The following is a 21,191-nucleotide window of genomic DNA, read 5'->3' as shown; positions in this document are numbered from 1 at the left end:
GGCGCGGCGATTCGTAAGGGTTGCGCCAAAGCGATGCGCGGACGGGGAGTCCGTGCATCGCCGGCGCCGATGCATCGTCCGCGCTCAAGCCATGACGATGGTTTTCGATTCCATGAACGCGGTCAAGCCTTCGACGCCGCCTTCGCGGCCAATGCCAGACTGCTTGAAGCCGCCGAAGCCGATCGAGAAATCGGTGCGCGGTCCATTATGGCTGACCGTGCCCGAACGGATCTGCCGCGCCGCGTGCAGCGCGCGGTCACTGTCGTTCGTGAAGACCGCGGCATTCAGGCCGAACGGTGTGTCGTTCGCGATCCGGATCGCGCTCGCCTCGTCGTCGGCCGGAATGACGCTCAACACCGGCCCGAAGATCTCTTCCTGCGCGATGGTCGAGCGATTGTCGACATTGCCGAACACCGTCGGCTCGAAGAAGAAGCCGCGCGGCAGCGCGGCCGGCCGCTTGCCGCCGGCGGCAAGCGTGGCCCCTTCGGCGATGCCCTTCGCGACGTAGCGCTCGACGGTCTCACGCTGGCGGGCGCTCGCGAGCGGGCCGGAGGTCGTGTCCGGCGCGAACGGATCGCCGACCACGATCCGTGCGGCGATGTTCGACAGCGCCTCGACCATCGTGTCGTGCTTCGCACGCGGGACGATCACGCGCGTTAGACTGTGGCAGATCTGCCCGGTGTTGTAGCCGAAATAGGAGGTGCCGAGCACGTTTGCCGCAGTCTCGATGTCATAGTCGTCAAGCACGACGGCGGGCGATTTTCCGCCGAGCTCGAGCGTGACGCGCGCGATCCGGTCGCCGGCGATCGAAGCAATCCGGCGGCCCGCAGAGGTGGATCCCGTGAATGTGATCTTGTCGACGCCGGGGTGGCGGACCAGTTCCTCGGACACGTCGCGATCGGCCGTCACGACATTGACCACGCCGGGCGGCAAACCGATTTCTTCGCATATCTCGGCGAACAGGTAAGCAGAGCAGGGCGCTTCGGGCGACGACTTGATCACCAGCGTGCAGCCGGCGAGCAGCGCAGGGGCGGTCTTGTACGCCATCAACCCGGCCGGGCCGTTCCACGGAATGATTTCGCCGACGACGCCGACCGGCTCGTAGACGCGATAGCCGAGGTTGCCGGTCACCGACCGGTGCTCCTCGATGAACGGAAAGGTCGATGCCATCTCCGCGTACTGGCGGAATGCGCCGCTGATGAACAGCCCGATACGCGGTTGCGCGACCTTATAGACGATTCCGGTCTCGATCGACCAGATGCGTGCGAACGCGTCGTTCAGCGCTTCGAGACGTTCCGCGAACTTGCCGAGATAGACCGCGCGCTCCTGCGGCGTCATCCGCGGCCACGGGCCATTGTCGAACGCGTCGCGCGCTGCCGCGATGGCGCGCTGCATGTCCGCGGACGCGGCTTTCGCGACGGTCGCCACGACTTCTTCCGTCGAACAGTCGAGCACATCGAACGTTTCGGCGGTGGACGGTTCCACCCATTGCCCGCCGATATAGAACGCTCGAGGATGCTTGAGGTCGATCGTTCTCTTGGTCATCTGCTTCTCCATGGCCGTCACTGACGGTAGGTTCCGATTACGGACGGCACGCGGCGCGTGCCGTCAAAATACGATGACGCCTTTGCCACTCGTTTGCTGATTGAAGTGCGCATAGGCCTCACCGGCTTGTTCGAGCCGCCACTCGTCGGTAAAGAGCTGGTCTACCTCGACGCCGTGGTCGGCGATGAAACGCGCGCAGTCCGTCATGCCGACTTCGGAGAAGGTAAAGGAGCCGATCAGCGTCCGTTGCTTGCCGATCAGGTCCTTCATCGCATCCACGGTCAGATTGCCGCCGACTGCGACGAGCGCCACACGTCCCCATACTTTCGTGCTGCGTATGGCCTGCGCGCGCGGCAACTCTCCGCCGGCGCATTCGACTGCGCAGGACACGCCTGTTCCACCGGTCAGCTTGTGGATCTCGGCGACCGGATCGACCTGGCTGGCGTCGATGCCGTGCGCGACGCCGAAGGCTTTCGCGCGTTCGACGCGAACCGGATTGATGTCGATGCCGAACACCTCGATACCCATCGCGGCGGCGAGTTGCGCGGTGGACAGACCGACCGGGCCCAGGCCGTAGACGGCAAGCGTGTCGCGCGCGCTGATATCCAGGCGCAACAGCGCGCCGTATGCGGTGCCGGTGCCGCACGCAATGGCCGCACCGCCCTTGAACGACACTTCCTGCGGCAGATGGACCAGCGACGACACCGGCACCTTCATGTAGCTCGCGTGGCCGCCGTGACTCAGCACGCCGTAGATGCGCGCGCCGTGATCGCACAGCTGGGTCCAGCCGGTGCGGCAGTGATCGCAGCAACTGCAGCCTGCGTAGTGAAAGACCATCACGCGGTCGCCGGGCCGGAACATCGCCGGATCGACGCCGGGCCCGAGCGCAGCGACCACCCCGCAAGGTTCGTGTCCGCCGATCACGAGATCGGATTCCATCCGGTCGCGCATGCCGAGCATGCTCAACGACTCGGCCATCCCGTGGCGGTAGTAGTGAAGGTCGGTGCCGCACATGCCCGACGCCTTCATTTCGATGACGGCTTCTCCGTATCCCGGAACGGGATCGTCGAAATCGAGTACGTCGACCTTGCAATTGCCCTGAAAAACCATGCCGCGCATGAGCGTTCTCCGAATGCGGGTGCTGGAACCGACGTGTGCGTTTCGCCCGTTGCGCGAGGCATCGAAGATACCGGCGCGATGAGTTGGGGCGCGACGCGCCGGCACGATCAATGAACGGTCAGCCCGCCGGTCGGGCTCAGCGTGGCGCCGGTCAGATAGGCCGACTCGCTCGATGCCAGGAAAGCGACGACCTGCCCGATGTCGGCCGGCGCGGCCACACCGAGCGGGCAGCCGGCGACGATCTTTTCGTATTGTTTGCGGTGGTGTTCCGATACCGTGCTGTCGGCGCCGAACACGGCTTCCCACGACGGGCTGTCGCGCACGACCGTCACGCATACGCAGTTGACGCGGATCCGGTCGAGCGCCAGTTCCTTCGCGATTACCTTGCTCGCGCGAATCAGGCCGCCGGCAAAGGTCGACACGGCGGTCTGGCCCGGCGTCGGGACGCGGCCGCCTTCCGACGTCACGAAGATCACGCTGCCGCCGCCGCGCGCGCGCATATGGGGCAGCGCAGCCTGGACCGGGAACAGCTTGGCGGCCGTATTCTCGGCAACCAGCGCCGCGACGCGCGCCAGGTCGATGTCGGCGAATGCGCCGCGGACCTGCGGGGAGCGCGCCTCGTCGTCGTTGCCGCCGGCATTAGCGACGACGATGTCGATGCCGCCGTGGCGGCGGGCCGTTTCCGCGGCCAACGCGTCCATGTCGGCCTTCGAGCGCACGTCGCCGGCCAGAAAATCGGCCTGACCGCCGGCTTGCCGCAGCTCGGCCAGCACCGCCTCGGCCTTGGCCGCGTTGCGGCCGCTGATCACGACCGTCGCGCCACGCGCAGCGAGCTGCAATGCGATGCCTTTGCCGATGCCACCGGTGCCGCCGGTGACGATGGCTACTTTCCCTTCAAGACTGCTCATCGAAAATTGCCTTCAGGACAGTGAAAATTGGGTTCGGACGCATGGTCGGTGTCGAGTGCGCGCGCTGCGTGCCTATCCGCAGAAGAATCGGGCGGCATGGATTGCGTGAAAGCCCGCGGGAGCCGCGGCCGTCGCCTGTCTGTTTGAGCAATGGTAGGGACGAGGCAGCGCGAATTCGAGTGCTGTTTCTCGAATGACGCGTTGCGCTTTTTCGAACCGGCGCCGGATGGCGCCGTGCTGCGGTGCGCCGCAGCGTGCATGCGGCTCGGGCCGTTCTCGAAACTGCAACGCCGGCTTCGCGAATCCGCATTTGAGCGACGCGCTCGACTCACCTAACATCGTCCCTATCAGGCGATGCCGGTCATTGACGAGCCAGGTGAAATCGACGCCCGTTTCGATCGGCGCGCGAAAACAGCAGCAGACGAATGAAAAGGAGACAGGATGGACGCGGTACTTCACGACTCGCGGGTCGGCTCGGAAACCGGCTCGAAAGTCGGCGCGGAACGGCCGTTGGCCGGCATCCGCGTGCTGACGGTCGAGAACTTCATCGCGGCGCCGTTTGCTTCGATGTGGCTGGCGGACGCGGGAGCGGAAGTCGTCAAGATCGAGAGGCGCGAGGGCGGCGATTTTGCGCGCGGCACGAGCCCAGTCAAAGCGGGCGCCGACGGCAAGCCGAGCGGGCTCGCGTTCCTGCGGACCAACCGGAACAAGAAGAGCGTCACGCTCGATCTGAAGCACGACGAGGGGCGGCGCATCTTCACGGCACTTGCGGCACAGGCCGACGTCGTGATCGAGAACCTGCGGCCGAACGTGATGGACCGGCTCGGACTCGGTTACGCGGCGCTGAGCGAGATCAACCCGCGTCTGATCTATGGCGCCATTTCCGGTTTCGGGCACGACGATATCCTGCCCAGCCCGTACGGCGACTTTCCCGCGTTCGATATCGTGGGGCAGGCCATGAGCGGCCTCATGTATCGTCCCGAACGGACCGGCGACCGCCCGACCTATCTGGGCTTTTCGCTGGCCGATATCCAGTGCGGCATCCTGGCGCTCTACGGCGTCGTGCTGGCGCTGCTGCACCGGCACCGCACGGGAAGGGGCAAGAAAATCGATATCTCGATGTACGACGCGTCGCTGATTCTCAACGAAATATCGGTCACGATGTATTCCGCGACGAAGCAGACGTCGCCACCCGGCGTGCATGCCGTCACGGCGCCGTTCGGCACCTATCGCGCAAAGGATGGCTACATCGTCATCGCGGTGCTGGGCGAACACATCTGGAAGCGGTTCGCCGACGTGATCGGTCGTCCGGAACTGACGAGCGACCCGAGATTCGCCGATGGCGTGTCGCGCAAGCGGCATCTGGACGCGCTGAACGTCGAGATCGATGCGTGGCTCGCGGACCGCTCGCGCGAAACGGCGCTGGCGACGCTGCGTGCAGGCGGTGTGCCGTGTTCGACCGTCAACGATGTGCCCGACCTGTTCGACTGCCCGCACGTTGCCGCGCGAAAGATGCTGATGACGCTCGACGATCCGGTGTGGGGGCCCATTCATGTCGCGGGGAACCCGATCAAGATGTCGGACGTGCTCGAGCCGGAGGCCAAGTCGCCGCCGAACCTCGGCGAACACAATTCCGGCGTGCTGCACGAATGGCTCGGCATGAACGACGGCGAAATTGCAAGATTACGGGAAATGAACGTCATCTGAATCCGGCATGACGACGCTATGCAGCCGGACCGGGCTGCGCGTCGGTGGGCGCGCGTGATGCCGTCCGGCGAGACCGGATCTTCTCGCGGCAGCGGCCCGATCGGATAGCGCCCACGTCCCGATTGACGTCGGCTCCCCCACCGGCATAGTCTTTCCGTCCTGGGTGTTCGATATGGCCGCACCGGATGATCATGGAGGGGAAATGGCAGGGCTCAGTCTCCACAATTTGACGAGACGCGTCGACCTGTTCACGTTGCGGTTGTTTCTCACCGTCGTCGAGGAACAGCAGATGCGTCGCGCGGCGCTGCGGGAGAACATCACGCCGTCGGCTGCGACGAGACGGATCCAGGATCTCGAGGAGATTGCCGGCATCGATCTCTTCGAGCGGCTGCCGGGCGGCATGGTGCCGAGCGCCGCCGGCGAAGTGCTGGCGCGACATGTGCGCTTGCTGTTCGACAATCTCGACGTGATGCGCCGCGAAGTCGCCGAGTTCACCGAAGGCGTGCGAGGCCAGATCCGCATCAGTTCCACCAGCACGATCATCGTTCAATTCCTGGCACGCGAAATCGCCGAATTCACGCGGGACTTTCCGCTGGTCGATATCGAACTGCAGGAGGATGCGAATTCCAGCGTGGTCGGCGCCGTCGTGAGCGGCAAGGCCGATGTGGCGATGTTCTACGCCACCGACGATATCGACCGCGATGCGCTCGAGGTCATCGAGTATCGAACCGACCGGCTGGTTGCCGTCGTGCCGAAAGGACATATGCTCAGCGAACGCGCGAGCGTGACAACACGCGACTTGCTCGAGCAGAACATCATCGGCCTGTCGGCGACGACTTCGATGATGACGCAGCTGAAAAACGCGGCAGCCGCGCTGGGGCACGAACTGGTCGTGAAGTATCGCGTCAGTACGATCGAAGCGGCTCGCAGTCTCGTCAAGGCCGGCCTCGGCGTGACGATTCATCCCGAAAGCATGCTGCCGCTCGAGGACTTCGCCAAAGTGACGCTCGTCGCACTGGATGAGCAATGGGCGTTGCGCCGGCTTTGCATCGGCACGAAGCGCGGCGATTCGCTGCCGGCAGCCACGAAAGCGTTCGTTGCACAGTTGACCGATCGCTGATTTTCGTCCGGCGTTGCGCGGCATCCGGCCGGATAGTCCGTCGCGGTACGCGTGGTCCGCTGCGGTTTTCCCGATGACGAATTCATCGATTCGAATGCGCCGAACCGGTGTTTCGAAATCGATCACTTGGACGAGACATTTCGGATCTCTACATTTAAGGCGAAAACAAAAATCCCGATTTATAACGGGATTCCATCAATGAAATAGGAGACGACGTGAACGATTCTTCCATCGCGACTCGCAGCAGTTTGCTCGTAGTCATCTTGTGCTTCATGACGATCGCCGTCGACGGCTACGATCTGATCGTCTACGGTGCAACGGTTTCGGCCTTGCTTGCGGAGCCCGGCTGGGGCCTCACGGCCGCCGGAGCCGGCATGATCGGTAGCTGGACGCTGGCCGGGCTGATGCTCGGTCTGTTTGGTGCGGGCTCGCTGTCCGATCGCATCGGGCGACGCAAGCTGATCATGGCCGGCGTGTTCTGGTTTTCCGTCGGTTCGCTGCTCTGCGCGCTGGCTCATTCGCCGACCCAGTTGGGTATCGCCCGTTTCCTGACCGGCATCGGGCTCGGGAGCGTCGTGCCGTCGTCGGTCGCGCTGACGGTCGAATATGCGCCGAGAAATCGGCGGCAGCTCTATAACGCGCTGGCGCTCACCGGTTACGCGGTCGGCGGCGTGATTTGCGCGCTGCTCGCCATTGCGCTGCTGCAGAGCCATGGCTGGCGGGTGCTTTACGGGGCGGGCGCGCTGTACGTTGTCGTGCTGCCTCTGATGGTCTTCTTCCTGCCGGAATCGGTCAATTTTCTGGTCGATCGCAACCGGATGGACGAAGCGCGTGCATTGGCGGCTCGCTACTCGATCGATTTCGATCGTGTGCTGGCCGAACACAAAAACCAGGCGTGGTCGCATGCCGGCGCTGGAGAACTGCGCGGCTTCCGGCTGTTGATGTCGACGGAATGGCGCTCTGCGGTGCTGCTGTTCGCGATCGTGTGCTTCTGCGGTCAGATCGTCGTCTACGGGATGAACGTCTGGCTGCCGACGCTGATGCGCAAGGCCGGTTATCCGCTCGGATCGTCGCTGCATTTTCTGCTGGTGATGCAGTTCGGCGCAGTTGCCGGCAATCTGTTCGGTGCATGGCTCGCCGATCGAGTGGGGTCCCGAAAGATACTCGTCGCGTTCTTCGTCGTGTGCGCGCTTTCGTTGCTCGCACTGAGCCAGAAGCCCGAGTACGGCTGGCTGATGCTTGCGGTATTCGGCGCGGGACTCGGCTCGATCGGATCGACCACGCTCGGCTACGGCTATATCGCAGCGTATTTCCCCGCATCGTGCCGCGGTTCGGCGATCGGCACGGCGCAGGGCCTCGGCCGGATCGGCTCGGTGCTGGGCCCGATGATCGGCGGCTGGGTCGTCGGATCGAATCTCGGACAGTCCTGGCATTTCTACGTCTTCGCGATTCCGTCCGCGATCGCCGCGCTGATGGTGACGCGGATTCCGAGGCGGGCGCAGTTGAATGCGTCGTACGCGGAGGCCTGACCGTGACGCGTGTCGTGCCGGACGCATCGTCACGACACGTGCACGTTGCTATCGATCGGGTCGCGTTGCGGCGTCATATGAAAGCGGGTTTGTCGCCGTCGGTGCCCGGCTTGCTGACGCCGACGTTGGCGCGTTTCAGCCTGTCCGGATGTTCGATGAGATCGACGACGAGCGAAGCTACGCTCTTCCGGGACACTTCGGTGCCCTTGAACGGCGCGTCTCGTGCGGTGAGCTCGTAACTGACCTCGTCGTCGTTCTGCAGCCACGCTGCGCGCAGGATCGTGTAATCCACGTCCGACGCCTCGATCAGGTCGGCGGACCGGCGATAAGGCGGCAGATACTGACCGATCTCCCGGCGATTCCATTCGCCGAACTTGCCGGGCACCTCGTCGTAGATGCCGAGCGAGTTGACGAAGATCAATCGACGGACATGGGCGGCCTTCATCGCGACCAGAATGTGTTCGGTTTGCGTATCCACGTCGCCGGACAGGTTCGCGTACACGACGTCGTGTCCTTCGACGATCCGCGGCAACAGTTTCTTGTCGAGCACGTCGCCGATCACGACGTTCGCGTTGGCCGGCTCGTTGCCGGCCAGCTTTCTGGGATTGCGCACGAGCAGTGTCTGCGTGACGCCGCTTTTCGTGCCGAGCATCTGGACGGCCCAGCGGGCAATCTGTCCGCTTGCGCCGAGGATCAATACCTTGGTCATGATGGTGTTCCGGGTTCTGACAGCGAAGTCCGCGCGACGCGCGGATAGAGGTTCGGATGAAAACCTGCCGATGCGCGGGCGCGAGCGGACGTCGTGCGGCGCACGCGCGCTCGTGTCGACGTGGCATGCACGCCTCGCGGCGCACGATGCCGGCACCGCTCGATTACAGGTTTTCCTTGTAGAACGGAATCAGTTTGGCGAGCGCCTTGCCGACGGGTTCGGGTTTGTCGTACAGATCGTAGTGAGACCAGCCTTCGACCACCACCAGTTCCTTCTTCTTCGACGCCGCACGACCGATGATTTCGCAGCCATCGCGGTATGCGCCGAACGCACCGACCTTGTCGCCGACCACGACCATCAGCGGTTGCGTGAGCAACGTTTCGCACAGATGGAACGCGTCCCAGCCCACGGCGGCGGCCTGATGCGAGTACAGCGAACGGTTGACGCCGTTCGGCGCGCGGCCGCGGTCCGACCGATAGTATTCGGTCGCACCATAGAGATCGACTTCGGTCAGGCCCGCTTCCCGGGCGGCCTCCGGCGACGGCGGCAGCAGGTCGTCGACACGCAGCGCAGCACCTCGCGCTTCCGCGGTGCGCTGTTTGGCCATCGCCTCGAGCGCGCCGATCGGATCGTAGTTGCTGAAGCCCTCGCGCATCAGGCGGCCGTAGTTGGCGCCGGTGACCGTGCCCACTGCCCGGATGCGGCGCTCGGTCATCGCCGCGTTGATCGCATAGCCGCCACCGCCGCAGATGCCCAGCACGCCGATGCGGTTTTCGTCGACATACGGCAGCGTCACGAGGTAGTCGCAGACGACGCGAAAATCCTCGACGCGCAAGGTCGGATCCTCGATATAGCGCGGCTCGCCGCCGCTGTCGCCTTGAAAGCTCGCATCGAATGCGATGACGACGAAGCCTTCGCGGGCCAGCGCCTCACCATACACGTTCCCCGACGTCTGCTCCTTGCAACTGCCGATCGGGTGCGCGCTGATGATGGCGGGATACGTGTTGTTTTCGTCGAAATTCGGCGGGAAATAGAGGTTGGCGGCGATATCCCAATACTGATGGTTGATCTTGACGCTTTTCATGACGGCTCCGTCCAAGAGGTGAGGGGGTTCGCAAGGCCGAATCGTTTGCGGCCGGGCGACGACGACTTGAATATAGCGAGCCGATTGACGTCCCGAAAGATTGCAATCTCGACTACAGTGGTATTTTCAAATTGACAATGTTCTTCGGTATGGATCCGTCCCTGCTCCCGTCGCTGGCGTGGTTCGCCCACGTCGCGCACCATCGCAGCTTTACGAAAGCCGCTGCCGAAATGGGCGTATCGCGCGCCAATCTGTCGCAAAACGTGAAAGCGCTCGAGCGTCGACTGAACGTCAAGCTGCTGTATCGCACCACGCGCGACATGTCGCTGACCGAGGAAGGGCAACGGATCTACGATGTCTGGTATCCGGCGCTGGTCGCGCTCGAAAGAACCATGGACGCGCTGCACGACGCGCGCGATGAGCCGTCGGGATTGATTCGTCTGAACACGTCGCGCGTCGCGGCCAAGACGCTGATCGAGCCGCATCTGGAGGAGTTCAGCACGCGCTTTCCGCGGCTGGGCCTGGAACTGGTCATGGACGACGGCCTCGCCAATATCGTGGCAGACGGCTGCGACGCCGGGATCCGGATCGGCGAGAGCCTTGCGCCGCACATGATAGCCGTGCCCATTACGCCGGCCCTCGAGATGGCGGTGGTCGGCACGCCGGCGTATTTCAGGCGCTATGGCGAACCGCTGACGCCGACCGATCTGACCGAGCACAATTGCCTGCGCTTCCGGCAGGTTGGCGGTGCGATTCATCCGTGGGAGTTCACGTCGCCGGAAGACGCCGGCCATACCTTCACGATGGAGCCGCGCGGCAGCATCACCACCAACGATGACGACGGGATGATCCGCGCCGCGCTGCAGGGCGTCGGGCTCATCCAGCACATCGACATTGCCGTGCAGCCGCATCTGGACTCGGGCGCGTTGATCCGCGTGTTGCGACCGTGGTGCAAGCCTTTTGCAGGCTTTTACGTCTATGCGCCGACGCGGACCCAGATGCCGGCCAAGGTCCGGGCACTGATCGATTTCCTGGTGGAGAAACGCGAAGCCGTTTCGGCTTCACGTCCATTGGAGTCGGCGCGCGCCGGTCGTTGACCGTCAAGCGGTGTATCGGCGGCGCGAGCCGATCCGAGTGAAGCGCTCGTTGTGGCCGTCCGCCCGCGAGCGCGCGCGTTCAGTCCGCGTACAGGTTCGGAAACTGCCCGGTGGTGCTGATCACCGTCGTGCGGGTTTCCAGATAAGGGGCAAGCGCGTCGATCCCGTTTTCGCGACCCCAGCCGCTGGCCTTGAAACCGCCGTACGGCGTCGACCACCGCAGGAACGAGTAGGTATTGACCCACACCATGCCCGCGTCGATACGGCCCGACACGCGATGCGCGCGGCCGACGTCGCGCGTCCACAGGCCTGCCGTCAACCCGTACGGCGTGTCGTTTGCGATCGCGACGGCCTCGTCTTCGCCGTCGAACGGAATCAGCGACGCCACCGGGCCGAAGATCTCGTCGCGCGCGACGCGCATGCGGTTCGTGACGCCGGCGAATACGGTCGGCTCGACGAAATAGCCGTCCGCGAGTTCGGGCGTCGCGATGCGATGGCCGCCGGCGACGAGTTCTGCGCCGTCCTGCTTGCCGATCTCGATGTAGGACAGCGTCTTGTCGAGCTGCGCCTGATGCGACTGCGGGCCCATGTGATTCGTGTCGATCGACGGCATGCCGACGCGCACCGACTTCGCGCGTGCGCGGAACGCGTCGACGACGCGATCGTAGATCGACCGCTCGACGAGCACGCGCGAGCCGAGCGCACAGCTCTGCCCGGTCAGCCGCCATGCGGATGCGGTGGCGGCGTTGATCGCGTTGCCGAGGTCGGCGTCCGCGAACAGGATATGCGGCGCCTTGCCGCCGAGTTCGAACGTGAAGCGCTTCAGGTTGTCGGCGCCATCGCGCACCATCTGTTTGGCGGTCTGGCTCGCGCCCGTAAACGAGATCTTGTCGACGTCCGGATGCTTGACGAGATGCGCGCCGGCCGTACGCCCGTAACCGGGCACGACGTTGAACACGCCGGGCGGAAAGCCCGCTTCGTGGACGAGGCGCGCAAGCTCGAGCGCCGATACGGGCGTTTGCTCGGCCGGCTTGACGACGACCGTGCAGCCGGCCGCGAGTGCGGCGCCGATCTTCAGGCAGGTGGCGAGCAGCGGCGCATTCCACGGGATGATCGCGCCTACCACGCCGATCGGCACGCGCGTCGTGAACGCGTGCACGCTGTCGTCGATCGGGATGGTGGTGCCTTGCGCCTTGTCCGCCAGCGACGCGAACCACTGATACCACTGCACCTGCGCAGTCAGGCTCGCGCGATGCTCGCGCACGAGATTGCCGTTGTCGCGCGACTCGATGATCGCCAGTTCGGGAACCGCCGCGCTGAAGCGCTCCGCGAGGCGGCGCAGCAGCGCCGCGCGCTCGTGTCCCGGCGTGCGGCGCCACGGGCCGAACGCGGCGCGCGCCGCGGCGACCGCACGATCGATGTCCTGCGGGCCGCCCATCGGAGCGATCGCCCAGGGGCGGCCGGTGGCCGGATCGATGCTTTCGACCAGCTCGCCGTCGATTGGCTTCACCCATGCGCCGTCGATATAGAGGTGCTCGAAGCGGCGCAATGATGTGTCATCCGTCACCGCGTGTTGTGAGGCATTCGACATTCGGTACTCCGGTCAGGTGATGCGTGTTTCGTGAAAGCGCGCCGGGCGTGCGGCGCGATGGCGTCGCGGTCGCGCGCGCATCGCGCCGGTCCGCGAACATCGCCGCTCAGATCGGTGTGTCGGCGACGCCGCCGTCCGCCCGCAGCGCGGCGCCCGTCGTCGCCGACGCGAGCGGCGAGCACGTGTAGAGCACGAGATTGGCCACTTCGTCGACCGACGCGAAGCGTCGCGTGATCGACGACGGACGCAGCGCCTTGACGAGTTCCGCGCCTTGTTCTTCGATCGTCTTGCCGGTACGGCGGATTTCCGCTTCGAGGAAGTCCACGACCCCTTCGCTGAGCGTCGGCCCCGGAAGGACCGCGTTGACCGTGACGCCCGTTCCAGACATGCGTTTCGCGAGGCCGCGCGACAGGCCGAGCAGCGCCGTCTTGGTCACCGCGTAATGCAGCATGTCGGGCGGCGTGCTGATCCCGCACTCGGAACTGATGAACACGACGCGTCCCCAGTCGCGCGCGCCCATGTTAGGCAGGTACGCCCGCGCCAGCCGGACGCCGGACATGATGTTGAGATCGAGGTACTTCTGCCAGGTCGCGTCCGGGATTTCGAAGAAATCGGCGGTCTCGTAGATCGCCGCGTTGTTCACGAGAATGTCGCAGTCGGGCACCTGTTCGACGAGGCGGTTGCAGCCGGCGGCGGACGACAGGTCGGCGGCCGCGCCGCGCACCGTTGCACCGGGAATCGCGGCCCGGATCGCGTCGACGGCGGTTGCGATCCGCCGCTCGTCGAGATCGTTGACGACAACCTCGGCGCCGCACTGCGCGAGCCGCTTCGCGATCGCATGGCCGATGCCCTGCGCGGCGCCCGTTACGACGGCAAGCTTGCCGTCCAGCGTGATCTGCATGATGTCTCCTTGCCTTGTTGGGTCGATTCTGTCGGCGCGTCGCGATCGTTCGTTCCGTGCAGCGAGCCGCAAACGGCAAGCGGCCAGCGCAGCGCCGGCGGAAGGCGTCGCGTGCCGATCTTAAGCAGCCGCCGTCGCACGGACCATGCTGCAGCGTTCGCATTTCTTGCGCGATCGTACGGAATCGCGTTGTCTGCGCGAGACGTAACCGCGGGCGCTCGAACCGGCACACGCGTGAGTGCGTATGACCCCGGACGCGTCGCTGGTCGCGAGCCGTTCGATTCCCCGAAGTACGGAACGTCGAAACGCGCCGAATTGACACACGTCCGCCTCGCCCCTGTAATCGCCCCCATCGAAGGGAGGAGGGGACGAACATGATCGACGGACTGACGGTCCGCGTCGCGGCGAGGCACGACGAAGCCGCCGACATCTGCAGTTTCGAGCTCGTTCGCGCGGACGGCCGGCCGCTGCCGCCGTTCTCGGCCGGCGCGCATATCGACGTGGCCGTGCCGGGCGGCCCGACGCGCCAGTACTCGCTGTGCAATGCACCCGACGAAAACCACCGATACCGGATTGCCGTGCTGCGCGATCCGAACTCGCGCGGCGGGTCGGCCGGCATGCACGATCGCGTGAATATCGGCGACACGCTGACGATCAGCGCGCCGAAGAACCATTTCCCGCTCGCGCATGACGCGAAGCACAGCCTGCTGCTCGCAGGCGGCATCGGCGTGACGCCGATCCTCTGCATGGCGGAACGGCTCGCGCGCATCGACGCGTCGTTCGACATGCATTACTGCACGCGATCGCGCACGCGCACGGCGTTTCTCGATCACATCGCGCGCGCGCCCTATGCGGGCCGCGTGCAGTTTCATTTCGACGACGAAGCCGCCGAGCAGCGCTTCGATATCGCGGCGCGACTCGCCGTTCCCGAACCCGGCACGCATCTGTACGTTTGCGGACCGAAGGGCTTCATGGACGCCGTGCTGACAACCGCGCGTGCGAACGGATGGCCGGAAGCGCAACTGCATTACGAGTTTTTTGCGGCCGAGGCGCGGCAGACGGAACAGGACGGCCGGTTCGAAGTGCAGATCGCGAGTTCGGGCCGCGTGATCGTCGTCGAGAAGCACGAATCGGTCGTGCGGGCGCTCGCGAAAGCCGGCATCGAGATCGAGACCTCGTGCGAGCAGGGCCTGTGCGGAACCTGCGCGACGCGCGTGCTCGCGGGCGAGCCCGAGCATTTCGACCATTGCCTCACAGCCGAGGAGCGCGTGGCGAACGACCAGTTCATGCCGTGCTGCTCGCGCTCGAAATCGGCGCGGCTGGTGCTGGATCTGTAGCGGGCGGGCCGGCTGCGACGACCGGTCGCGCGCGTCGTTGCGGTAAACGAAAAAAAGACGCGCCGCCCGCATCCACCGCGAGGTTTCCGGCGGATGCGGGCGGCGCGCCGCTTCGATACGACGACCGAAGTCGTCGCGGCGCATCAGAACTTGTGCCGCATCGCGACGCGCAGCGCGACCTGATGGTTCGACGTCGACGGCGTCAGCTGGTTGATGGACGCGACCGCGCTGTGACCGGTCGAATCGGTTCCGCTCGCGCGCTGATAGGTGCCGACGAGGTACACGTCGGTGCGTTTCGACAGGAAGTAGTCGGCGCCGAACGACGCCTGGTTGTAGTGTGCGCCGCCGGTCGCATCGGCGCCGCTGTTCTTCGTATACACATAGTTCGCGCCAACCACGAGGGCCGGCGTGATCTGGTATTTCACGTTCAGCTCGGCATTGTTGAACTTTGCGGTGCCGCTGATGCCGCCGGCGGGCACGGGGCCCGACGTGGTATCGCCGAGATGGCGGAACTGCGTGTTCGAATAGGTCGCGCCGAGCGTCAGTGAGCCGATCGTGTAGGCCGCGCCCGTGCCGATCACCTGCAGCGTGTGCGCAGACGCGTAACCGGAAATCACCGGCGACGCGCCGAAGTTCGAGCCGGGCACGCCGTTCACGGTTGCGGCGACGGTGCCGCCCGCGCCATAGAACGACGTGTTCGGGTTGCGCACGTTGAGGTAGCCCGCGCCCATCGACAGCGGGCCGTTCGTGTAGCTGGCGCCGGCCGACCAGATCTGGTTGCGGCCCGTATGCCCCGACACGCCGCCCAGCGAGTACAGTGCGGTCGCCGTCAGGCCATGGAAAACCGGGCTGGTGTACTTGATCGCGTTGTTGACGCGATTGGTGTTGTTGAAGTTATCGTTGTCGGACGGGTGGGCGGCGAGATAACCGCCCCACTGATCGCCCGCTTCGAGCAGGCCGACCGAATCGACGACGGAATCGTACTGACGGCCGAGCGTGACGGTGCCGTACGGGCCGGACAGGCCGACATACGCTTGCCGCCCGAATTCGAGACCGCCCTGGCCGAGCTTGCCGGTATTGAGATCGAAGCCGTTCTCCAGCACCGCGAGCGCGCCGTAGCCGCCGCCGAGGTCCTCCTTCACGCGCAGCCCCCAGCGGCTGCCGTTGAGCACGCCGCTCGCGAGGCTGTACAGATGATGGCCGGACGCGTTGCTCACGTAGTTGACCCCTTCGTCGATAATCCCGTACAACTGTACGCTGCTCTGCGCATGTGCCGTACCGCCGACGCAACCCACCGCTGCGCAAAGCGCAATCGTCCTTTTCATTGACTGTCTCCAAAGTTTCTTCTGAATGGTCGTATCGTGACGTCGCGGCCGGTGCGATCAATCAATTGATCCGGAAAACTAATTGACTGAACAACGAACACCCGCTTGCCGCAACGTTCGGTCGATTAGATGCGTGGCCGATATCACCGTCAATCGATCGGGCAATCCGATTCCGTGCAGTGAAAGAGGTGCTGCGCGATGCGTCGCGAACAGCGTGGAGACCCTTAAGGGTAAAGCCGCAGGGCGAGGGTTCGATCGCGATGACGGTCGCGATCGATCGCGTACAGGTGTGGGAGGGCGTGCCGATTCATGGCGCGACGATGCGCCGGCAGGATCGAAGCGTCATTACTTCACGAGATGAATCTTTCTTCGCGATCGGTCGGACTTCGACGTCGCATCGAGGCGGCGGGTGCCGCTGCTCTCGACGTTTTCCTTGGCGATGCGCATCGCCTGATCGAACTGCGTGCCGGTGGCGACGTGACGATGGTCGACGCTCACGAGCCATCCGCGGCCGCTGTGACACCAGCGGATCCGCCGCTCGTCGAGCAAGGCGGCGAACCATCGCCACAGCGCGGCATCTTCCGCGTTGGCGTTTTCTCTCGCGCGCGCACGCGCGACCGTCATGCTCGATCCGTGATCCTCGATTCGTTGCTTCTGCATGGTCTGAGTCCTGCAATGAGCCAGGTCGGCCCGTGTGTTCCGGCACCGCGCCGTCTCGGTCGAACAGGGCAGCGCCCTCGACGGCGACACGCCACGCGGTAGCGTCAACAGTGTCGGTTCGACGGGCGCAGCGTCAATAGCGTGCAGGCGACGATTCCGTACTTCGGAAGCCGGATGCGCCACGCCGAGCGCACCGCGCATGACGTGCACCGCGTACCGGACCAAAACGCGCGATGCGCGCGTTCCGACGTACGGAACACGCCGCGCGTGCACATTGACGCTCCCCGTTGAGCGAATCACGATGGGCGGCGATGCCTGTCGCATCGTCCGTCGAGCTTCGTCGCTTCGGACAGGCGCCCTTCGGGACGCGATCGCGACGCGCGCGAACTTCAACCCGTCATGTTGACGATTCCGGATGGCGCATACGACGCCGGAGCGCTCGACCTGATCTTCGATCTCGCCCATCCATGAACCATCCCGCATGCGCGCCCGCGCACGCATCGGCCGATGCCCGTCAGGCCGGCGACTGCGATGCGCTTTCCTCGCTGATTCGTCCCGGCGACACCGTGATGTGGGGCCAGTCGCACGCCGAGCCCGTGACGCTGATGCGCGCGCTGGTCGCGCAGCGCCACAGCTTCAAGCGCATTCGCGTCTTTCTCGGCATCGGCCTCGCCGATGTCCTGACGCCCGAGCATGCCGACGCCATCGATTTCCTCGCCTACTGCGGCAGCGGCGCCAACCGCAAGCTGGCGCGCGCGAACGTGCTCGACATCCTGCCCGCGCACTATTCGCAACTGCCTGAACTGGTCCGCAGCGGCGCGTTGCGGATCGACGTCGTGATGCTGCAGGTCTCGCCGCCGGACGAGCACGGCCGGTACAGCCTCGGGCTTGCGCGCGAATATCTGGTGGAAGCGCTCAAGCATGCGCGGGCGATCGTCGCCGAAGTGCATCCCGATGTGCCGTGGACCTACGGCGGCCCGTTCCTGCGCGCTGCCGACATCGATTTGCTCGTGACGTCGGACACGCCGTTTCCGGACGCGGTCGCAACCGAGCCCGGGCCCGTGGAGCAGGCGATCGGGCAGCACGTCGCGTCGCTGGTCGAAGACGGCGCGACGCTGCAGACGGGCATCGGCGCGATCCCGGACGCTGTGATGGCCGCGCTACACGACAGGCGCGACCTCGGCGTGCACACCGGCAGCGTCGGCGACGGCATCGCGGCGCTCTGCGAAGCCGGCGTCGTGACGAATGCGCGCAAGACGATCGACGCGGGCATCACCGTCGGCGGCGTCATCATCGGCTCCGCGCGCGTGCGCCGCTTCGCCCATCGCAATCCGGCGCTCGAACTGCGCGGCACCGAATACACGCACAACCCGCACGTGCTGCGCCGGATCGAACGCTTCACCGCGATCAATTCCGCGGTGGAGGTCGATCTGACGGGGCAGGTCAACGCGGAAGTCGTCGGCGGCACGTATGTCGGCGCGGTCGGCGGCGTCGGCGATTTTCTGCGGGCCGCGCAAGCCAGCCGCGGCGGCGTGCCGATCGTGGCGCTGCCGTCTACCGCAGGCGCGCACAGTCGCATCGTGACGACACTGTCGGGCCCGGTGACGGTGCCGCGCAGCGACGCGTGCGTGATCGTCACCGAATACGGGATCGCCGATCTGCGCGGCCTGTCGCTCGCGCAGCGCGTGCCGAAGATGATTGCGATCGCGCATCCCGATCATCGCGAACGGCTCGCGCGCGAGGCCGGCCTGTCCGCCTGACGCAGCCACGTAAGTCGATCGGCGCGTGCATCCGGCCGGTTCGATCCCGCCGAAGCGGGGTTTCAATTATTCGAAATTGGCCTGTTGGCCCGACCCGCGTAAGCTGGATCGAAAATGGCCATCACATGGAGACAATCGGAATGGGCAATGCAAAGGGGCCGCTGGCCGGCGTCAGGATCGTGGAACTGGGCGGCGTCGGGCCGGTGCCGTTCTGCTGCATGCTGTTGTCGGATCTGGGCGCGGACATCATCCGCATCGACCGCCCGCCCGGCTACGACGGCGGCCAGCCGGGCGATCCGCGCTTCAATCTGCTGAATCGCGGCCGGCGCAGCGCCGCGTTCGACCTGAAGAAGCCGCAAGCGACCGACGCGGTGCTCAAGCTCGTCGCGCAAGCCGATGCGCTCGTCGAAGGATTCCGTCCCGGCGTCGCGGAAAAGCTCGGCCTCGGGCCCGACGCGTGCCTCGCGGTCAATCCCGCGCTCGTCTACGGCCGCATGACGGGCTGGGGGCAGGGCGGACCGCTCGCGCAGGCGCCGGGCCATGACGTCAACTACATCTCGCTGACCGGCGTGCTGCATGCGGTCGGCGCAGCCGGCGGGCCGCCCGTGATTCCGCTGAACCTGGCCGGCGATTTCGGCGGCGGCTCGCTCTATCTCGCGCTGGGCGTGGTGTCGGCGCTGCTCGAAAGCCGGCGATCGGGGCAGGGGCAGGTCGTCGACGCCGCGATGGTCGACGGCTCGGCGTCGCTGATGACGCTGTTCTACGGCATGTTCGCGAGCGGCTACTGGAAGGACGAACGCGGCAGCAATCGTCTCGACTCCGGCGCGCCCTGGTACAACGTCTACGAGACGAAGGACGGCCGGTGGGTCAGCGTCGGCTCGAATGAAACACGCTTCTGGCGCAATACGCTGGCGCTGCTCGGCTTGCGCGAGGAAGACATGCCGGATCAGCACGACCGATCGCGGTGGCCGGAAGTGCATGCGAAGTTCACCGAGCTGTTCCGCACGCGCACGCGCGACGAATGGTGCGCGCTCGCCGAAGGCCGCGAGGTCTGCATCGCGCCCGTGATGTCGCTGACCGAAGCGCCCACCCATCCGCACCTGCGCGCGCGGCAGACCTTCGTCGAACGCGACGGCGTCGTGCAGCCCGCACCGGCACCGCGCTTCAGCCGGACGCCCGGCGCGATCCAGTCGTCGCCGGCGCGTCCCGGCGAACATACCGACGCCGTGCTCGGCGACTGGGGATTCACCGCCGCGGAACTCGCGACGCTGCGCGAGGCCGGCGCGATCGCGTGACGCGAACGCTGCATGCATGACGCGCCCGCACCGCACGCGGGCGCGTCGCTGCCGTTCTTCGACCTGCACGTTCCTCCTTCCCCGCGCATCGCGCAAACGTCACGCGGCGCGGCGGCACACCTGTCGCCTCCCTGTCTTCGCCACGCGCCGACACCGCTTGTGCACTGCACCCAAGCGCTTCGACATTTTCGAATCGCCGCTTCAAAAATGGCCAGTTGGTTCGCGACGCTGCAGGCCCTAAGCTCGATTCCACGATGAACAGCGCGGCTGCCCGAGCAGACGCCGATAACTGGAGCGAAGACAAATGGCTAACTTTCTCGACGAATCGCAAAGCATGTGGCTCGACACCGTGAACAAGTTCATGGACAACGAGATCACGGTCGAATACGTGCGCAAATGCGACATGAATCGCGATTACCCGTACGAGGCCTACGAAAAGATCGCGAAGCAAGGCTGGCTCGGGATCCTGATTCCCGAGGAAGAGGGCGGCTCGGGCGGCGACATCTTCGACTATTCGCTGATGGCTGAAGGCCTCGGCAAGTTCGGCTTCGACTTCGCGTGCTCGGTGCTGGTGCCGACCTTTACCGCGATGAACATCATCAAATTCGGCACGCCCGAGCAGAAGAAAAAATACGTGCAGCCGTTCATCGACGGCAAGATCCGTTTCTCGGTGTCGATCTCCGAACCCGACGCGGGCTCCGACGCCGCGAACACGAAGACGCGTGCGCGCCGCGACACCAACGGCGACTGGATCGTCAGCGGCCAGAAACTGTGGTGCAGCGGCGCGGCCGCGAAGGACACCGTGATCGCGATGCTCGTGCGCACCAGCACGGACGACAAGCACAAGGGCCTGTCGGTGCTGCTGATCCCGAACGACACGCCGGGCATGGTCATCAACAAGCTGCCGACGCTGTCGCGCCACGCGACCGGCACGACCGAGATCTTCCTCGACGAGGTGCGCGTGCCGGCCGACGCGCTGCTCGGCGAAGAGGGGCAGGGCTGGCGCATCATCACCGAGCACCTCGAGCTCGAGCGCTGCGCGGTCGCGGCCGCCTATACGGGCAATGCGCAGCAGGCCGTCAATACGGCGACGCGCTATGCGCACGACCGCATCCAGTTCGATCACCAGCTATACGACTTCCAGGTGATTCGCCACATGCTCGCCGACTGCCAGACCAAGGTCGACGCCGCGCGCCTGCTCTGCTACCGCGCCGCACGCATGGCCGCCGATCACGTGCCGTGCAGCCGCGAAGTGTCGATGGCGAAGCTGTACGGCTCGGAGACGCTGAAGGAATGCGCGCTGGCCGGCATGCAGATTCTCGGCGGCTACGCGAACCTGCCCGAAGCCGACATGGAGCGCTACCTGCGCGAGAGTATCCAGTCGACGATCGGCGGCGGCACGTCGCAGATCCAGCGCACGATCATCGCGAAGTCGATGCGCCAGTAACGGCAACCGCGACTTTTACGGGCGCGGCACGCATGCGGCCGCGCCGCACCCCGCCAT

The 21,191-nt window shown here is 65.4% G+C and carries 18 protein-coding genes; 8 read left to right on the top strand and 10 right to left on the bottom strand.

All coding sequences use genetic code 11. From position 1 onward, the window contains the following. Positions 1-84: 84 nt before the first annotated feature. The 4 genes from WS57_RS16870 to WS57_RS37125 all read right to left on the bottom strand — a co-directional run bounded on the left by WS57_RS16870 (position 85) and on the right by WS57_RS37125 (position 4,031). On the bottom strand, positions 85-1,545 hold the full coding sequence (locus WS57_RS16870) for an aldehyde dehydrogenase (protein ID WP_069245437.1): 1,461 nt from the start codon (positions 1,543-1,545) through the stop codon (positions 85-87). A gap of 63 nt (positions 1,546-1,608) precedes the next feature. Further along, positions 1,609-2,664 (bottom strand): zinc-dependent alcohol dehydrogenase family protein, encoded by a 1,056-nt coding sequence (locus tag WS57_RS16865; RefSeq protein WP_069244575.1) that lies wholly within the window; start codon positions 2,662-2,664, stop codon positions 1,609-1,611. Positions 2,665-2,771: 107 nt separating this feature from the next. Then, positions 2,772-3,572, bottom strand: a complete 801-nt coding sequence (locus WS57_RS16860) for an SDR family NAD(P)-dependent oxidoreductase (protein ID WP_069244574.1) — start codon at positions 3,570-3,572, stop codon at positions 2,772-2,774. A 72-nt stretch (positions 3,573-3,644) separates the two neighbouring features. Next, positions 3,645-4,031 carry a hypothetical protein gene (locus WS57_RS37125; protein ID WP_155774320.1) on the bottom strand — a complete coding sequence of 129 codons (387 nt, stop codon included), beginning with the start codon at positions 4,029-4,031 and terminating at the stop codon, positions 3,645-3,647. On the opposite strand from WS57_RS37125, the gene WS57_RS16855 reads away from it, so the two are divergent. From WS57_RS16855 to WS57_RS16845, 3 genes are all read left to right on the top strand, one after another. Further along, a complete protein-coding gene (locus tag WS57_RS16855) occupies positions 4,014-5,279 on the top strand; it encodes a CaiB/BaiF CoA transferase family protein (RefSeq protein ID WP_069244573.1) in 1,266 nt (421 codons plus the stop codon). The genes WS57_RS37125 and WS57_RS16855 overlap by 18 nt on opposite strands. 172 nt (positions 5,280-5,451) lie before the next feature. Further along, positions 5,452-6,399, top strand: a complete 948-nt coding sequence (locus tag WS57_RS16850) for a LysR family transcriptional regulator (RefSeq protein ID WP_230952669.1) — start codon at positions 5,452-5,454, stop codon at positions 6,397-6,399. Between the two features lie 215 nt (positions 6,400-6,614). Beyond that, positions 6,615-7,928, top strand: a complete 1,314-nt coding sequence (locus WS57_RS16845) for an MFS transporter (protein WP_059667938.1) — start codon at positions 6,615-6,617, stop codon at positions 7,926-7,928. Positions 7,929-8,001: 73 nt separating this feature from the next. Here the strand turns inward: WS57_RS16845 and WS57_RS16840 are convergent, their stop codons facing one another. Together WS57_RS16840 and WS57_RS16835 are read right to left on the bottom strand one after the other, a co-directional pair. Continuing rightward, positions 8,002-8,637, bottom strand: coding sequence for an SDR family oxidoreductase (locus tag WS57_RS16840; RefSeq protein WP_069244572.1), 636 nt, complete (start codon positions 8,635-8,637; stop codon positions 8,002-8,004). Positions 8,638-8,800: 163 nt separating this feature from the next. Beyond that, complete coding sequence (locus tag WS57_RS16835; RefSeq protein ID WP_059785826.1) at positions 8,801-9,721, bottom strand: alpha/beta hydrolase; 921 nt, start codon at positions 9,719-9,721, stop codon at positions 8,801-8,803. A gap of 149 nt (positions 9,722-9,870) precedes the next feature. Here WS57_RS16835 and WS57_RS16830 point away from each other — a divergent pair, with 149 nt between their 5' ends. Next, entirely contained in the window at positions 9,871-10,818 is a 948-nt protein-coding gene (locus WS57_RS16830) for a LysR family transcriptional regulator (RefSeq protein WP_069244571.1), read from the top strand. Between the two features lie 79 nt (positions 10,819-10,897). On the opposite strand, the gene WS57_RS16825 is transcribed toward WS57_RS16830, so the two are convergent. Continuing rightward, positions 10,898-12,409 carry an aldehyde dehydrogenase gene (locus tag WS57_RS16825; RefSeq protein ID WP_069244570.1) on the bottom strand — a complete coding sequence of 504 codons (1,512 nt, stop codon included), beginning with the start codon at positions 12,407-12,409 and terminating at the stop codon, positions 10,898-10,900. A gap of 106 nt (positions 12,410-12,515) precedes the next feature. Then, positions 12,516-13,310 (bottom strand): SDR family NAD(P)-dependent oxidoreductase, encoded by a 795-nt coding sequence (locus WS57_RS16820; protein WP_069244569.1) that lies wholly within the window; start codon positions 13,308-13,310, stop codon positions 12,516-12,518. A 374-nt stretch (positions 13,311-13,684) separates the two neighbouring features. On the opposite strand from WS57_RS16820, the gene WS57_RS16815 reads away from it, so the two are divergent. Continuing rightward, on the top strand, positions 13,685-14,647 hold the full coding sequence (locus WS57_RS16815) for a PDR/VanB family oxidoreductase (protein WP_069244568.1): 963 nt from the start codon (positions 13,685-13,687) through the stop codon (positions 14,645-14,647). A gap of 143 nt (positions 14,648-14,790) precedes the next feature. On the opposite strand, the gene WS57_RS16810 is transcribed toward WS57_RS16815, so the two are convergent. Both WS57_RS16810 and WS57_RS38055 read right to left on the bottom strand, forming a co-directional pair. Then, positions 14,791-15,972, bottom strand: coding sequence for a porin (locus WS57_RS16810; protein WP_069244567.1), 1,182 nt, complete (start codon positions 15,970-15,972; stop codon positions 14,791-14,793). 345 nt (positions 15,973-16,317) lie between these two features. Continuing rightward, positions 16,318-16,833: a hypothetical protein gene (locus tag WS57_RS38055; protein ID WP_236871942.1), complete on the bottom strand. Its 516-nt coding sequence runs from the start codon at positions 16,831-16,833 to the stop codon at positions 16,318-16,320. Between the two features lie 368 nt (positions 16,834-17,201). Between WS57_RS38055 and WS57_RS16800 the strand changes: the two genes are divergently transcribed. The 3 genes from WS57_RS16800 (at position 17,202) to WS57_RS16790 (ending at position 21,134) form a co-directional block, all read left to right on the top strand. Beyond that, on the top strand, positions 17,202-18,392 hold the full coding sequence (locus tag WS57_RS16800) for an acetyl-CoA hydrolase/transferase family protein (RefSeq protein WP_069245436.1): 1,191 nt from the start codon (positions 17,202-17,204) through the stop codon (positions 18,390-18,392). 140 nt (positions 18,393-18,532) lie between these two features. Continuing rightward, the gene (locus tag WS57_RS16795) at positions 18,533-19,687 is read left to right on the top strand and encodes a CaiB/BaiF CoA transferase family protein (RefSeq protein ID WP_059516607.1); all 1,155 of its coding nucleotides are present in this window, start codon (positions 18,533-18,535) and stop codon (positions 19,685-19,687) included. Positions 19,688-19,991: 304 nt separating this feature from the next. Next, positions 19,992-21,134 (top strand): acyl-CoA dehydrogenase family protein, encoded by a 1,143-nt coding sequence (locus WS57_RS16790; protein WP_009688657.1) that lies wholly within the window; start codon positions 19,992-19,994, stop codon positions 21,132-21,134. The last annotated feature ends 57 nt before the right edge of the window (positions 21,135-21,191 follow it).

Origin of the sequence: Burkholderia pseudomultivorans, from assembly GCF_001718415.1 — a bacterium.
Classification (GTDB): domain Bacteria; phylum Pseudomonadota; class Gammaproteobacteria; order Burkholderiales; family Burkholderiaceae; genus Burkholderia; species Burkholderia pseudomultivorans_A.
The sequence above is the reverse complement of the archived record's forward strand: the minus strand, read 5'-3'. Positions and strand labels throughout refer to the sequence as shown.